Raw genomic sequence first — 15,939 nt, 5'->3', positions numbered from 1 at the left:
GCTATGATAAGAAAGTAGCGATCGCCAACAATTCCCAATCAGGTATGGTGACACAGACAAAAGTAAGGATAATGCTTAATTTTTGAACTAAGAGGCAAAATCTGTGATAGATATTAATGAACTCAGAGCAATCATAGAACGACTAGCGGCAAAGACTTGTACCAACGCTGACTACCAGATTTTATGCCAAGCTCTGGAAACCAGACAAATTATGTTAGCTACTGGGGAACGGGCTATAGCTGTAGATGGCAGTATCGCCGATTCTATCATCATCACTGGCAATAACAACGTGATTGGTAATAACAACGTGATTGGCGATAACAATCAAGTCGTCTATAAAGGTTCCGATGCTGAAGCCATCTACAAAATGGTTCAAGAGATTCTAAAATCCTTTAAGCCTTCCGCCTTACTCACCCACTCTGAATTTTCTAAATCGGCGGTAGCTGCTGCCGAAAAATTGGCTGGCTATTGGGAAGTTCCTGTAGGACGAGACGAACAGCTCGTTCAGATTAAATCCTTCCTAGCTGAGCCAACCGATGCGATCATACTGCATGGAGCAGGTGGGATTGGCAAAACTCGTTTGTTACTAGAGCTTCCCAAACTTATTCCTAGTGAAAAATCTCTGCGGTACGTTCGCATCCGCGCTGAGTCTGTACAGTACGACCTTGCTTCATTAGATCCCAATAGCCATCATGTAATCGTTGTAGACGATGCTCATCGATTTCAACTTTTATACCAATTAGGTGAAGTATTAGTTAATCCCGAATTAGCTAGCAAAATCACGCTTGTTCTTGCTACGCGCAGCGTTTTCAAAGATTCAGTCAAAGATAAATTAGGTCTACCTGCTGGCTATCAGCTCAAGGAAATCGAGGTTGAAGCTTTAAAAAACCTTGACATAGACCAACTCTTGCAAACCCCACCCTACGAAATTACTGACGAATATACCCGCCATGCCATAGTCAGTTTTGCTAAAGGGGAACCGCTTATTGCTGGTATTGCCGCTCGTTTAGTTCAGCGCGGCGAGTCGATAATAAAGATTAACCGCGACGATGTACTTACCCGCTACTTGAATGACATCATTCGCGATTTGGATGAATCTGAGTTTAGCGATCGCTATATCAGCTACCTAGAGGTTTTAGCGGCTTTAGGTACGCTTGACCTCAATAATCAGCAGTTACGAAAGAAAGTACAGTTAGTTGTCGGTATCTCACAACCTGATGAAGACCGTATTATTTGGCGATTGGTAGAAGCTGGTTTAATTGATCGCTACTGGATGACACTAAAGATTACTTCTGAAGTTCTGGCTGACCACATTTTAATTCACCACTTTTTCCAGACCAAACAAGCAGACTATGAAAAGAAAATTATTGAGCCATTTTTTCAACTAAAACCCAAACAGATTATGACAACTTTGGCACAAGCAGAAGTCAAAGGTGAACGTCAAGCGGGTCTGTTACTAGGGCCGAAATTGCGGGAACTGCACGATCTAGTAAATAATCGGGGAAACATTGCCAGACTATTAGTGCTGAAATGGTTACGAGACGTAGATTACTTGCGTTCTGATGATGTACTGTTGATTGTAGCAGATATTGTGGATGGGCAAGAATTACCCCCTGAATCTTATCAACTACTTTGGCAAAATTGCTTAGAAATAAAGCACGAAATGGTATTGCGTGAAGCAGTAGATGTTTTAAGCCATACCTACTGGAATAGCCTGAACGATTCTATAGACTATCTGCACAAACTTGCCGGATATCGGCTTGATGTCGCAGAGTATGCTCAAGTACGCGAACAAGCAAGTAAAGCGCTGGTTGAGATGGGTAAATTTAAATTAAATAAGCCGTATGCAATGCAACTAACCCTTCTCAAGAAGCTAGAGGTCTGGCTCGAAAATGATTTTACCAACAACTTAGAGCTTAGCCTTTCCTTGATTCGACCGATGCTCAATATGGAATTTGATGGTACTCGAATAGACCCGACTAAGCCCCGGCACATTCTTATACGACAATTTATGTTGGCACCCTCTGAACCTTTACGTCAAATTCGCGAACAAGCTTTAGAAATTCTCTACCAATCGTATAATAAATCCGATCAATTGTCACATAAGTTAAAGATTATTAAAGCTTTAAATGGTTCCGTGTTTTTGCCTGGTTCCATCAGTGCTGAAGACATCGCCACTGAAACTTGGGCGTGGCTACAATCAGACTGCCAAAAGACAGCTAAGTTTTTATTAGATCGGGTAATACCTCAAGCAGAATTACCTGTTTTGGATGCGGTAGCCGAGTGGATCTGGTATGCTCCTCGCTTCAGTCGCTACCAGTTAGATGAATTTGAACAATTGAAACAGCACTTACAAAATAATAAGCTGTATCAGCTATATCGGGTCTTGATTAGCAATCGCTTGCTGGGTGATTCAGACTACGATAATTCCGACTGGGAAGTAATTGAGAAACGCCAGCTAGAGGTAATTGAGCAGTATCTAGAAGGCATTTTGCCGGCTACAATGGAATCGGTTATCTGCGAGATAGAAAAAATAGTAGAACAGTGTCTACAGGCAGGCGAAAGTAATACACATTGGCTTAATTTATTGTTTTATAAGCTAGGAGAAAAATATCCCAATCTTGCACAGCAACTGGTAGAAAAAGCAATTACAGAAAATCTAAGTATCAAGCATCACCTTGGTCATGTTATTGGAGGGTTGTATCAATCAGATTTAGAAGTAGCTTGGTCTTATGTCAAGTCTTGGACTGATAGTGACGATCTAGTTCTCTGGTTTGCTGTTGCAAAAAGTTACCATTTTATGGATTGGAGTCGATTCCAAAATCAAGAATGGGAAGTTTTGCACTACCTGACAACCAAACACTCTTTATCTGTTGATTGCGAAATTCTTAAAATTATCTCACGATTTGCACCCCATAATCCCCCGGAAGCAATTAAGCTTATAAAATTATTTGCTGCTAGCTCTAATGAAAGTGTACTGCTGCGTGTAGCAGATGTTCTGTATTCATCCTTTGAATCTTGCGGAGATAATTGGGGACTAAAGTTTATAGAAAATGATGACTTTGTTGCTATTGTCCAAAAATTTGAACGCCTTTCTACATTCAACTATAATGTCGAAAACTGTCTAAATCGGCTAGGAAAGATTTCCCCAATCCAACTGCTAAACTTTATCGAACAGCGACTCATAAATAAAGCAAAAAATTCTGGCAGGACAGGGTATTATAATGCAATCCATTTTTCTTATTCCATTGCACCAAAAAGCATACGTTCTAGTTTTGAATATCCTGATATCCTGCGCCGTGTGCGGGACTGGATGCTGCGAGATGGTTTTTGGTTTTATGAGGCTCCTGACGTATTGAAGGAAATTAATGGTAGCTTAGAAGAGCCTCTCTATAGTGTGTTAATGGAGTGGGTTGAATCAGGAGACATTCAAAAAGTCCATGCGGTAGCTAAAATTTTGCAGGAGTTTAAAAGTGGTCAACTTTTCTACAGCTTGTGTCGAGAAATAATTTGCCGTACTAATGATAAGGCTGTATTAGACTCCATTTCTTGTTCTATTAGCTCAACACCAGGGGCTATATTTGGTGGATTCTCTGCCTTCAACAGAAGGCGTTTAGAAGAGATAACTCCCTGGCTTCAAGATGAAAACTTTCGAGTTCGCAGTTTTGCAAAGCAAATGAAGGAATCATTAGAGCAAGACTTGGAACGTGAATTAGGACGTGAGGAATTTGAGGAACGCAACGGGTAGGAATACTCAGACGCGATAGCGATCGCCTCTACCTCGGTAGGTTTCCGAAAAAAAGATAAACTATCTAAAATGGCTGAGTTTAAACCCACAATATCTACCCTTTGTATGTCAGACACATTCACTCTTGGTTATGCCTTGCTCATCGGTGTTGGCGAATCCGCTCACCAAAAATACTCGCTTCCTGTTACAGTCAAAGACGTTCAGGCGCTCCGAAAGATCCTTATCGACCCCAACCTCTGTGCTTACCCCAATGATGACCAGCACATCCGCTTGCTACACGATGCTGGAGCAACGCGCACTGCCATCTTAGACGGTCTCGCTTGGCTTAAGAAACAAGTTGCTGCCCATCCAGAATCAACAGTTGTAATCTATTACTCCGGTCATGGTTGGTTAGACCAATCCACAGATTGCTATTATCTAATTCCACACGATATTGATTTTGACATCTCTGCCTCAGCCCTGTCTGCTGTTGACTTCACCAATGCACTGTCGGAGATACAGTCACAGCGTCTGCTAGTTATAATTGACTGTTGCCACGCTCAGGGAATGGCTGCCGCTAAGACTGGGGAGGCTGACCTAAAATTACCGCCGGGTTTTGTGCCAGCAGTTCCGGCCAAAGGGCGGCTTGATGAATTAGCTAAAGGCAAAGGTCGCGCCGTGTTTACATCCTGTGGGGGAAGCCAAAAATCCTGGATTCGTAAGGATGACTCTATGAGCATCTATACTTATCATCTAATTGAAGCGTTGGAGGGAGCTGCAAATCTGCCGGGAGAGACAAAGGTTGGTGTTGCGGATATTATGAAACATCTGGATAAGGCTGTACCGAAAAGTGCATCTCAGGAACATTCAGCAATCCAGCAACCTTGGTTTAGGGGTGAGACAACAAATTTTCCGATCGCCCTCCTACGTGGTGGCAAGGGACTTCCGGCAGAAGGTTGGGAGGCTGTCAAGCAATTACCAATAAATGTTGCTGGCAATAATATTGTTCATGCAGAAGGGCAAAGAAGCGTGGCAATCGGAGGAAGGGCTGACAACAGCACAATCCTTCCGGGCGATCGCAATGTGGTAGGCAGCGGTAATATTGTCCAACAAGGCAGAAACATTAATTCTGAAAAGTCAAAAGATTCAGAAATGGGTGGAAATGCCAAAAGTTTTGAGCCATTACCGGGACAGGCACAACCAATAGCTTCTACAAAATACGTTTGTCCCCATACAGATTGCGATATGTATTGGATTCGGCGCTCTGTTGGACAGACAATTCCTAAATGTTCAATTCATCGTGATGTTGAGTTAATACCAGTTCTCAAATCTTAAGGATTGCCATGCTACCGAAATTTTTGGAGAGTCTGGGTGACAACCTGGCTAAGGAATGGGTTGCTAAAGTCCTTACCCCAGCTTGTATTTTTTGGTTTGGAGGTTTGCTGGCATGGGGTTGGCGGTTTGGCTTCAAACAATTGGAACAGGTACTAACTCAAAAGTCGGCGGCTTTACCTATTGCTCAACTGATTGCAGGTTTGTTGGTAGTGGCTGTTTCTGCGATCGCACTTCGGCAGTTTGAATTACCTGTACTGCGGCTGCTGGAAGGCTACTGGCCCCGTTGGATGCAGCCCCTGCGACGCTGGTTCGTCAAAAGACAGGTAACTCTAAAAGATAGAGCAGAGAAACGATTTCAGGGATTGGCAGCCAAAGGGTTAGAACAGCTAACGCCTGATGAAACCGATGAATATGTTCGGTTGGATTGGCAACTGAAGCAAACTCCAACGCAGAGCGATCGCTTAATGCCTACTCGATTGGGAAATATCCTGCGTGCTGCGGAGCGCCGTCCGCTTGAAAAGTATGGGTTGGAAGCTGTAGTTTGTTTTCCGCGATTATGGCTACTGTTACCGAATGAAGTCAAGACAGAACTAACTGAGGCTCGAACTCAACTCAACACAATGGTTCGGGTTTGGATTTGGAGTGTATTATTTCTGGTGTGGGGCATCTGGGCGTGGTGGGCAATTCCAGTGGGAATCGTTTCAGCATGGTTTGCTCATTGTTGGATGCTAGATGCGGCTGTCATTTATGGAGACTTGCTGGAGTCAGTATTTGACCTGTATCGCACGGCTCTCTACAAGTCATTGCGGTGGAAGTTACCGACAAATCCAACGGAAGAACAACGAATGGGGCAAGCATTAACGGATTATCTTTGGCGAGGATTCACTGAACCAGAGCCAACTTTTGAGAATTTATAAAAATACAAATAAAGGAACAGGTGAGTTAAGGTATGTCAGACAATCTTCAAGAAATCGTTGAACGAGTAAAAGCAGGGAGTCGCAATGAAACAGATATTCAAGCGCTTGCGGCTGCAATTCAAACAGGGAAACTTGTTCTAGCTAGTGCCCCTGGAGCAGTGGGTGTGGGTGGAGATGTGACAAATTCGCAGATTGTACCAGGAAATAACAATGTGACTGGCGATGGCAACATTGTTATTTATGGATCTGATGCACAAATAATACAATCTCTTCTGTCTCACCGTTCAGGTTCAGGACAATCTGCAAGTTTTACTTCTTTGAGCCAGTTTCAGTCACTAATCCAAGACAAAACAGAAGGTTTCGTTGGGCGCGAGTACGTGTTTGATGCCATCCAAACCTTCATACAAGAAAACAAAAAGGGCTACTTCACTATTATTGGCGACCCCGGGCAGGGTAAAAGCGCAATCTTGGCAAAGTACGTGCAAGATACTGGGTGCATCGCCCATTTCAACGTGCAACTGCAAGGGCCCAATCGAGCAGACCAATTCTTGGAAAGTGTCAGCAAACAACTGATTGCCCGTTACCAACTTCCTTATGACCCTTTACCATCGAATGCAACACAAGATGGAGAATTTCTGGGGCATTTGTTGGACGAAGTAGCCCAAAGAAGGAATGGTCAACCTGTAGTAATAGCTATTGATGCTTTGGATGAAGTTGACTCAGGCAGTTACAGGGATGCAAATATCTTATACCTGCCACCTCACTTACCTGATGGGGTGTACTTCATAATGACCAGGCGACGGGGTGTAGAAGTGCCTTTTACAACCTACGCACCCGTGCAGATTATCAGTTTGCTGGACTATGAGATTGATAGCCAGCGTGATGTGCGTCTATACATTCAGAACCGAGTTGATGGCAGTGAGAATCTGCGGCAGCAGATTGATGAACGCCAAGAAACAATCATTGCATTTACTGATAACATAGCAAATAAAAGTGAAAACAATTTCATGTACTTGTGCTATGTTCTGCTAGACATTGAAAAAGGATTATATAAAGATTTAACTCTCGAAAGCTTTCCCCAAGGTCTGCAAGGTTACTATAGTTTTCACTGGCGACGCATGGGAATGACAGCTAATCCCTTGCCAGATGCAAAAATTAAAATTGTCTACATTCTAGGAGAGGTGAAGCAACCTGTTTCTCGCCAACAAATTTGTGATTTTTCGGGAGAGGATAGTCGTATAGTGCAACCTGTATTGAATGAGTGGGAACAGTTTTTGCACAATTTCATCAAAGAGCATCAAAAGCGCTATAGCGTTTACCACACCAGTTTTCGGGATTTTTTGCACCGTAAGGACATTTTAGAGGAAACAGGGCTGACAATCCCAGGGATAAATCAATTAATAGTCAATAGTTTAACAAAAGGATTGTTTGATAATGATGAAGATATTTGATTGGTTAGCCAGTTTATCTGATGACAATCGAAATTATGCCTTGAAAAACTTACCATTTCACATGGCACAAGCTGGTCATAACAATAAATTATTTCGCTTTTTGACTGATTTTGATTTCATTGAGGCTAAGGTTTATGATTTAACACCACAGGTATTAATTGAAGATTATGATTTAGCTTTAGCACCTGATATTCTGATATCTGATGAAAAAAAAGCTAGTCTGAAATTAATTAAAAGTGCAATTAACTTAGCGGCAAATGTTTTGGCTGATGATCCAGCACAACTACCAGGACAACTCTGGGGTCGTTTACTGTCCTTCAAACAGCCTGAACTTCAAGCAATGCTTGCTCAAACAAAGGAATTGGGATATCCCTGGTTGCGTCCTTTGACATCTAATCTGACACCACCAGAAGGAACATTAGTCCGCACCCTCACCGGACATCGTGACTGGGTGAAAGCAGTTGCTGTTACCCCTGATGGAAAAATAGCTGTTTCTGGTTCAGACGATCGCACTCTCAAAGTCTGGGATTTATACACTGGAGTTGAGTTGTATACCCTCACTGGGCACGCTGGTGAGATTAATGGGGTTGCGATCGCTCCTAATGGACAATTAGCGATTTCCGCTTCCAACGATCGTACTCTCAAAGTTTGGGATTTACATAATAGAAGTGAACTGCGTACCCTAACAGGGCATAAAAATGGGGTAAATGCAGTTGCTATTACTCTAGATGGTAAACTTATTATCTCTGCTTCACAAGATCATACTCTCAAAATTTGGGATTTGAATAGTGGAAACGAAGTACATACCCTCATCGGACATACGGAGTCGGTGAATGCAGTTGCCGTTACCCCTGATGGTAAACTAGCAGTCTCTAGCGCATGGGATAAAACTCTTAGAGTTTGGGATTTGCAGAGAGGAACCGAGTTGCGTATCCTCACTGGACATACTGGCGCAGTACGAGCAGTGGCTATTACTCCAGACGGGAAATGGGTGGTTTCGGCTGCTGATGATGATACTCTCAGAGTCTGGGACTTAAGTAGTGAAAATGAAGTATCTATTGTCATAGAAGAGGCTTATCGTTTCCACTCAGTAGCTATTACTCCAGATGGAAAACTAGCTATTTGTGGTTCAAATGCCAGTCCTATTAAAGTTTACGATTTGCAAACAAGGCAAGAACTCCGAATTCTTTCTGGACATAGCTTAATTGTGAATGCAATTGCTATTACCCATGATGGAAAATGGGCGGTTTCTGCTTCCTCAGATAATACCCTTAGAGTCTGGGATTTATCAGCAGAAGATATTGGTAAAATCGGGCATGAAGACTGGATAAATAGAGTCGTCATTAGTTCCGATGGACGACTTACTGTTTCCAGTTCCGAAGACCGTACTCTCAAAATATGGGATTTAGCAACTGGAACTGAAATACGTACTTTAACTGGACATAAAGACCATGTAAATGGAGTGGTGATTACTCCTGATTGCAAACACGTTATTTCCGCTTCTGACGATCGCACTATTAGAATATGGGATTTACATAGTGGGAATGAACTTCGTACTATAACTGGATACTATTTCGGAGAGGTACTTGCTATTACTCCTAATGGTCAACAGATTATTTCTGAATCTCCCAACAAAAGTCTTAGAGTCTGGGATTTTGATAGTGGAACAGAACTTCGTGTGATAAATGAACAGTCTGCATCAGCAGTTGTCATTACTCCTGATGGACGACTCGCTATTTCAGCTTTACGAAATAAAACCCTCAAGGTATGGGATATCAATAGTGGAACAGAACTGCATACTCTTACTGGACATACTGATTTAGTAAATGCAGTAGCCATTACTCCAGACGGAAAATTAGCAGTTTCAGCATCTAATGACAATACTCTTAAGGTCTGGGATATCAATAATGGAACAGAACTGAATACTTTGATTGGTCACTACTATTGGGTGAAGACAGTCGCGATTACACCGGATGGGCGATTTGTCGTTTCGGGTTCATGGGATAAAACCATAAAAGTTTGGGATTTAAATAGTGGTGAGGATCTTACAACCTTTGACTGTGAGGGAGAGGTAAACGCTTGTGCTATTTCTCCTGATGGAGTGACCATTGTTGCTGGTGGACGCTCAGATAGAATAAGTTTTTTACGGTTGGAAGGCATGGATGGATTCAAAGAGCGATCGCTGTCATGAATATTTTCCAGGTATCGCTCAAAACCGGTTGCTGAACTCATGTTTCCCAATTCCTGTAAAGTGCTTTCCACTATTACCTTCAACGGAGGCAAATTTTTTTGTACGATCGCCAAAACTGTAGCATCCTACGCGACGAGAGGCGAGGCAGAGTTTTTGAAACATCAGGCGAACGGACGGGCAATCGCTTGAGCTATGCAACGTCATAGTGCAGTAAACCGAACTAACTAGGTTCGGTAGTCCGCAAACTAAATTCTTTGCTCACAAGTATTATTGATTAATTAGTCAAACAGGGGCTAATCTCTAGCAATTACAATTTATTTGAACTAACAGATGACAGTTAAAGCTATTTCTGCCACCATCCTTTTAGGTGTAATTCCGCTGGTTGTTTACCAGCTCCCCGATGGCGGCTATAAAGTCGATGCGATTGGCGTTATGGGTGCTGTGGACAAGCAAAAACAATCGCTGACCCGCTTTATCAATGGCAAATCACCATTAGCTCTGCCTTTTAGCGGCTATAACTTTACCCAAGCTGAAAGCATTCCCGTAGAAGGTGACGCTCAATTAATCAAGCCTATTCCCATTGTATTAGCTACGGCATACTGGCTCAATCAAGCAAACAAAGGCAATCAGAAAGCCCAAGCTTTAGTCCAAGCTAGCATGGCAGAATCCATAGAACGGCGGGCTGATGTGGCATTTGAAATCAAGCGCACTCAGGTTCAATGGCACTGAAAAAGTGAGCAAAAAAAAATCTGTAAGGCAATATATATATAGATCATTGCCTTACAAACCAAAATATCTCTCTCCATTATGCCAAATCGTGCGTGCATTCTCAAACAACAATTTTTGCAGAGCGTTGCCTCACCTTGGGAGAAGCTACTGCCAGATGAGCTAGTCCATTCGCTTCTAGCGAATCAGAAAATCACCTACTACCAAAGCATCTACACACCGATAGTCACCTTGTGGGCGATGGTATCCCAGGTACTCGATCCCGACAAAAGCTTGAGTCAAGCCGTGAAGCGGATGAGTACATGGCTAAGTGCGGCCGGACTCAAGCCTCCTTCTTCTGACACCGGGGCATACAGTAAAGCTCGTAAGCGATTACCAGAAAAACTCGTTCAACAGTTAGTACCCATAGTCGCTCTTGCTTTAGAAGCGCAAGTTCCCATAGAACAACAATGGTGTGGACGACGAGTGCGGGTACTAGATGGAACAACAGTGTTGATGAGCGATACTCCTGAAAATCAAGCCGAGTATCCGCAACACAGCAATCAAAAACCAGGGTGTGGGTTTCCCATCGCTAAAATGGTGGTACTCTTTTCATTGGTGACAGGGGCTGTGGTATCTGCTGGCATAGCATCCTTGGCAAGCAGTGAGATTGTGATGAGCCGTTTAATTTATGCAAATTTAGTCCCCGACGATGTGATATTGGCGGATCAAGCTTATGGTAATTATGTCGATTTAGTCAAGCGTAAAAGAGCGAGGCGCCGATGCTGTTTTTCGGAAAAATCATCTCCGTAAAACTGACTTTAGACGGGGAAAGAAGTTGGGAATTGGCGACCATAAAGTCGTCTGGAATAAGCCCCGGCAGTGTCCCAACCATATGACTATTGAGGAATTCGAGGCATTACCTTCTAGTTTCATCGTCCGAGAAGTATGCCTGCGAATTAAACGCCGAGGCTTCCGAGCTGAGCGTATTATTATAGTGACCACATTGGTGGATGCCAAACGGTATACTGTTGAAAGGTTGACTTCTTTATATGGACTTCGTTGGTCGGCAGCAGAAGTAAATTTACGCTATGTCAAAACAACGCTGAAAATGGAGATGTTAACAGCTAAAACTCCGGTGATGGTGAGAAAAGAAATCTGGACACATTTATTAGCTTACACTTTGTTGCGTACCATTATGTGGCAGGCTGTATCTTCGTCAAAAAATACAGTTTTTCAACTCTCATTCCAATCAACCAGGCAGCAGTTTAATCTGTTATTGACGCTGTTGGCAACTACAGGAAAATGTCAACAGCGACAATGGCGTCAATTACTTTTGGAACAGGTGGCAACTAATTTACTCACGATTCGACCCGACCGTTCTGAACAAGCGAGTTTTGAAACGCAGACCGAAACCGTATCCTCGAATGCAGGAACCTCGCTCTGTCTTGAAAGCTAAACTGCGAACGTGATTAAGTCTTTTTCAGTGCCATTGCACTCAGGTTGAGTATAATCTGCGCTTTACTCAGACCTATCAGTCAGTGTTGTTTGAGAATCGACAAGAAGTTATCGAGCGACGGCTTCCGGGGGATGATTTGTACTTTCCCAAAGGGATTAACTGATTTTGTTGTATCAAATTAGAGTTTGTCGTACATTGTGTAGTACACTGAAATCAAACTCCCGAAAAAATCTATATGAGTTCTGCTAATTCGGTTTCGAGCAATCATCTCCCTCAGCCCACACTTTATTTAGGGCACTATCCCAATCAGCCGATACAACTGTACCAAGGTTTTGCTGAGTTGATTAAAGATGAACAGGTCATTGAAGGTCAAGCAACCGCAACCTTTGGGTGGTTCCCATCTCCATGCGTTAAGTTTGAGTTTATTCATTTCACCGAGACGCGGATTGATGGGAATGATATTACCCTAATACTGACAGAGATTGGCAGCAGCGTAAAAGTTCGCATTTCACAAAGGACAATATATTCTGGAGACAATAGGTCTGTAATATCAGGCTATTCTTGCGAAACAATTGTAAAAAGCAAGGGTCAGGAATTAACATTCTTAGTGTTTCACTTACCTAACTTTCTGTTCTTCAACATTTTCAACACATTGGGAATGAATGAAGAAGATGAAGATGAAGAAGAAGAACGAAAAGGTTGGTTGCAATGGAGGTTTGACGGGCAGTTGGCCTTTAAGACTGGAGATTGGCGGATAGTATTAGCAACTCTTCCCGACAGTTGGGATATTTACGAGTTGCTTCAGTCTCAAGGTGGCTATAGTCTAACCCATATCTGTCAACTGGAGCGGTTAGATCGAACCCCCTTCTCAATGAACGATGCTCGCGACCTGTTAGAAGCATTTTCCTATTACCTTTCATTTGCCAGAGGACTGTGGCTGGCTCCCATGCTGATTGCTGGTTTTGATGCCGAAGGGACGCAGGTTTTTGAGGAATGGTCAGCTTGTCGGGCTGACTCGTGGCAAAACACTGATACGTGGTTTGATACAGATTCAACCGAGCTAGTTGAAGCCTTTCCCGGTTTTATGCGCCGATGGCAGGATAAAAACTGGCGGGAGTTGGTGCAAGACTCTATTCACTGGTATGTGGAGAGTAAAAAGCAAGCTGGAGGAGTAAATGGTGCGATTGTTTTACAGCAAACAGCATTAGAACGACTGGCATGGGTCTTATTGGTACAAGATAAACGCAGCCTCAGTCAAAATGGGTTTCAAAAGCTCCCAGCCGCCGATCAAGTGAGACTCTTGCTGTCATCTTTGGGGATAGACTTAAAACTACCCACTGACTTAATTAATTTGACTAAGTTAGCGAATCAACTAAATTGGGTAGATGGCCCGCAGGCGATTACTGAAATACGGAACGCCATCGTTCATTACAACCCGAAAAATCACCATAATAAAGGATGCGGATCTTCGCAAGAAATCGGAACGGAAGCATGGAGTCTCGGTCTGCGCTACCTAGAGATTGTCCTGCTAAAGCTGTTTGATTACCCCTATATTTAGCTCTCTCGTGCTTGATGCCGACTGGCTTGCTCTGAGGGAACGAGCGTACTGCGGGTATCAGAAACAGATAAGCAACCCAAGTTTGGAAAGAAGGATAAAGAATGTGGTCAAACAGAAAAACAAACCTTGGGATGAAAAATGGGAAATTGTCAGGTCTATTGGGGGTGGCGGGCAGGGAGATACTTTTCTTGTCAAACCTAAAGATTCTGCAACTTTGTCTCAGAGTTTTGTCTTAAAAATACTCAAAAATCAGAAAGCTCCTGAAAGACGTAGGAGAATGTACAGAGAGGTTGCTGCGTTGAGAACCCTCGATTCCCCAGGCATTCCGCGCTTGATTGAATCGAATTTCGAGCAATTTGATTGTCTTGATGTTCCGCTTTATATGGTTGGTGAGTTCATTGAAGGAAAAACACTTTCACAATTCCTAGACTCCGCTCAACCTGTGGAGATTGCGGATGCTGTTAATCTTGTTCTGAAACTTCTAAAGACTGTACAATACTGTCACAATGCTGGCATAGTCCACCGAGATATCAAGCCGGATAACATTATCATCCGCAACGATGACCTTAGCGAGCCAGTTGTGATAGATTTTGGCATATCATTTAATGAATCTGATGCTGACAAAACTATTTTGACCCCCGCTGGGCAGCAACTGGGAAACAGATTTTTAGCACTTCCCGAACTTCAGGTAAATAGCAGTATGCAGCGTGACCCCAGGGCTGATATTACGCAATGCTGCGGGATATTATTTTTTACCATCGCCGGCTCGCATCCTGTCACTTTGCTCGACCACGAAGGAAGAATGCCTCATCAAAGACCGGAAAGTCAAAGGGCTTTGTCGAAACACCCTAACGATTTGCTGGCTAAAGTGAAGGGAATCTTTGACCGAGCTTTTGCAACTCATATCGACTACCGCTGGCAATCTATACCTGAGCTACAACAAGCCTTGATAGCTTGCCTTGACACAAATCAGAACATTCACAATGCCGAACAATATATTGCTCAAATCCAAAATAAAGTATCAACTTCATCTGATTATGCCCAACGCCAGTCTTTTAAAGAACTTGCCAAACAGCTTAATCGGGAACTTTATAACATGAGTCGAACTGTTGCAGGCGAACTTGGAAAAGGCTTTGGTACAGTTCACACTAAAGTATACTTAAAAAGCCGTGATTTCGATAGGATTGACATTGATTGGACTCAGCTAAGTTTCTCAGAAAACCACGGGATCACCAACGGATTTTTACCAGATAGTTTTTTTCCTAAATTTAGAGGATATGCAACAGGTAATGAACTTGTTTTGTTGGCAGAAGTAAATGGAGAAAAAGTGGAACTTTTAAGAACTCCTTTACATGGCGAACCTGACTTAACTGCTTTTAACGAACGTCTCAGACTTTTCTATATTGAAGGAGCAAAAAAACTAATAGGAGTCTGAGCTACACAACGCCAGCGATCGTCCTCCATCTCAGATTTTGAGCCAAACTCAACCAACCCCCAACACCCAACCGCTGCGCCATGCCCAAACTTCCCCAGTGCGATCGCTGTCTCCTCTATGCCCGCAACCCCCACTTAATCTGTGCCGTCCATCCCACGGGCCCGACAGCCGACACTTGCTTGGACTTCCGTGAAGATCCGAACACGGCACCCGATGAACTGTGGGAACCAGAAGGGGTGAGTTACTACAACGGCGAACTCATCCCGCAACCGAGGCTGCGGTGGACGGCAGCGGAACAATTAGAACTACTGGACGCGCACCCTTTGTTTACCGGCCGGTGTCCCCAGTGCTCGCATCCGTTCCCCAAGTACGAAATACCCCGGTGCATTGGGATTGTTCGGAGTGCGGATGGATGGACGATTCGGTGTGAGGCGATCGCAAGTGAAGCAGTATCCTTAAATTATCAGCTACGCCAAAACGTTCGATCGACACCCCACTTGACCGTACAGCCGACCAATCCCCCAGCAAACACCACAAACGCGCATTGAGGAAATATAGTTAACAAAACCAACTTGTGCGGCCACCACTGCCACGCACCAAACAGCATGGCTGTGTAAAAACCGAGTTCGGTTATTTTGCCAGTGGTTGCTTCACCGATCGTCCAGCCCCGACGAATTCCCCGGCAACAGGCGTCCATCATTTGAACGAACAGCACCAAATTCAATAAAATAGCGATGCTGCTGAAGATGTTGCTGTTGATATTTTGCAAGAAAGTGATGAAATTCATAAGGTTGATTTTTTAAACTACTCCCAATTTAGCAAGCTTAACAGTGGTTGTGTGGCGGTGGCTTCTCAAGTTTTCGAGTCCGCGACGGTCAGCCCTGGAGTCACAAACTCAAAAAACCAGGGGGCGGTGGCTGGAGGTGTTAGTTTTTATCGCCGGTTTTCCTAGAGCCAATGTTCTGTGCTTTCCAAGTTCTGGATGGCGATCACTGGCATGAGCGTGAAATGATGGTAAGGGAAGCGTTGAGTAACTGGAGTTTAGACTAAAAAACGATCGCATCTAAAAGTAGCTGCCTTGGAAGATCCGGCAAGCTGTTGCTCAAAAACTCAAGAGAGAGAAGGTTAAATAGCCAATCTTGAAGACTTTTTGCGTCGAGA

The 15,939-nt window shown here is 43.5% G+C and carries 10 protein-coding genes and 1 pseudogene; 10 read left to right on the top strand and 1 reads right to left on the bottom strand.

Going from position 1 to position 15,939, the window contains the following annotated elements; translation table 11 throughout:
* The first annotated feature begins 103 nt into the window (after positions 1-103).
* The 10 genes and pseudogenes from K4039_RS08655 to K4039_RS08605 all read left to right on the top strand — a co-directional run bounded on the left by K4039_RS08655 (position 104) and on the right by K4039_RS08605 (position 15,326).
* Positions 104-3,748 carry an ATP-binding protein gene (locus K4039_RS08655; protein WP_265234752.1) on the top strand — a complete coding sequence of 1,215 codons (3,645 nt, stop codon included), beginning with the start codon at positions 104-106 and terminating at the stop codon, positions 3,746-3,748.
* A gap of 105 nt (positions 3,749-3,853) precedes the next feature.
* Positions 3,854-5,062: a caspase family protein gene (locus tag K4039_RS08650; protein WP_265234751.1), complete on the top strand. Its 1,209-nt coding sequence runs from the start codon at positions 3,854-3,856 to the stop codon at positions 5,060-5,062.
* 8 nt (positions 5,063-5,070) lie between these two features.
* Positions 5,071-5,979, top strand: coding sequence for a hypothetical protein (locus K4039_RS08645; protein ID WP_265234750.1), 909 nt, complete (start codon positions 5,071-5,073; stop codon positions 5,977-5,979).
* A gap of 32 nt (positions 5,980-6,011) precedes the next feature.
* A complete protein-coding gene (locus K4039_RS08640) occupies positions 6,012-7,430 on the top strand; it encodes an ATP-binding protein (protein ID WP_265234749.1) in 1,419 nt (472 codons plus the stop codon).
* Complete coding sequence (locus K4039_RS08635) at positions 7,414-9,621, top strand: hypothetical protein (RefSeq protein ID WP_265234748.1); 2,208 nt, start codon at positions 7,414-7,416, stop codon at positions 9,619-9,621. The genes K4039_RS08640 and K4039_RS08635 overlap by 17 nt, the downstream gene beginning before the upstream one ends.
* A gap of 330 nt (positions 9,622-9,951) precedes the next feature.
* On the top strand, positions 9,952-10,350 hold the full coding sequence (locus K4039_RS08630) for a hypothetical protein (RefSeq protein ID WP_265234747.1): 399 nt from the start codon (positions 9,952-9,954) through the stop codon (positions 10,348-10,350).
* Positions 10,351-10,428: 78 nt separating this feature from the next.
* Positions 10,429-11,798: pseudogene (locus K4039_RS29925) on the top strand (IS4 family transposase).
* Between the two features lie 222 nt (positions 11,799-12,020).
* Positions 12,021-13,343 carry a hypothetical protein gene (locus K4039_RS08615; RefSeq protein ID WP_265234744.1) on the top strand — a complete coding sequence of 441 codons (1,323 nt, stop codon included), beginning with the start codon at positions 12,021-12,023 and terminating at the stop codon, positions 13,341-13,343.
* A gap of 103 nt (positions 13,344-13,446) precedes the next feature.
* Positions 13,447-14,778 (top strand): serine/threonine-protein kinase, encoded by a 1,332-nt coding sequence (locus tag K4039_RS08610; RefSeq protein ID WP_265234743.1) that lies wholly within the window; start codon positions 13,447-13,449, stop codon positions 14,776-14,778.
* Between the two features lie 80 nt (positions 14,779-14,858).
* On the top strand, positions 14,859-15,326 hold the full coding sequence (locus tag K4039_RS08605; protein WP_265234742.1) for a hypothetical protein: 468 nt from the start codon (positions 14,859-14,861) through the stop codon (positions 15,324-15,326).
* Here K4039_RS08605 and K4039_RS08600 read toward each other — a convergent pair.
* Positions 15,242-15,565 carry a hypothetical protein gene (locus K4039_RS08600; protein ID WP_265234741.1) on the bottom strand — a complete coding sequence of 108 codons (324 nt, stop codon included), beginning with the start codon at positions 15,563-15,565 and terminating at the stop codon, positions 15,242-15,244. The two genes, K4039_RS08605 and K4039_RS08600, sit on opposite strands and share 85 nt — an antisense overlap.
* Positions 15,566-15,939 lie beyond the last annotated feature (374 nt).

Origin of the sequence: Lyngbya sp. CCAP 1446/10 (genome assembly GCF_026130175.1) — a bacterium.
Lineage (GTDB): Bacteria > Cyanobacteriota > Cyanobacteriia > Cyanobacteriales > Microcoleaceae > Microcoleus.
The sequence above is the reverse complement of the archived record's forward strand: the minus strand, read 5'-3'. Positions and strand labels throughout refer to the sequence as shown.

What these genes read in the sequence shown, in the direction of transcription:
- K4039_RS08650 (WP_265234751.1), top strand. Translation starts at nt 3,854, where the DNA reads ATGTCAGACACATTCACTCTTGGTTATGCCTTGCTCATCGGTGTTGGC.
- K4039_RS08645 (WP_265234750.1), top strand. Translation starts at nt 5,071, where the DNA reads ATGCTACCGAAATTTTTGGAGAGTCTGGGTGACAACCTGGCTAAGGAA.
- K4039_RS08640 (WP_265234749.1), top strand. Translation starts at nt 6,012, where the DNA reads ATGTCAGACAATCTTCAAGAAATCGTTGAACGAGTAAAAGCAGGGAGT.
- K4039_RS08635 (WP_265234748.1), top strand. Translation starts at nt 7,414, where the DNA reads ATGATGAAGATATTTGATTGGTTAGCCAGTTTATCTGATGACAATCGA.
- K4039_RS08630 (WP_265234747.1), top strand. Translation starts at nt 9,952, where the DNA reads ATGACAGTTAAAGCTATTTCTGCCACCATCCTTTTAGGTGTAATTCCG.
- K4039_RS08615 (WP_265234744.1), top strand. Translation starts at nt 12,021, where the DNA reads ATGAGTTCTGCTAATTCGGTTTCGAGCAATCATCTCCCTCAGCCCACA.
- K4039_RS08605 (WP_265234742.1), top strand. Translation starts at nt 14,859, where the DNA reads ATGCCCAAACTTCCCCAGTGCGATCGCTGTCTCCTCTATGCCCGCAAC.
- K4039_RS08600 (WP_265234741.1), bottom strand. Translation starts at nt 15,565, where the DNA reads ATGAATTTCATCACTTTCTTGCAAAATATCAACAGCAACATCTTCAGC.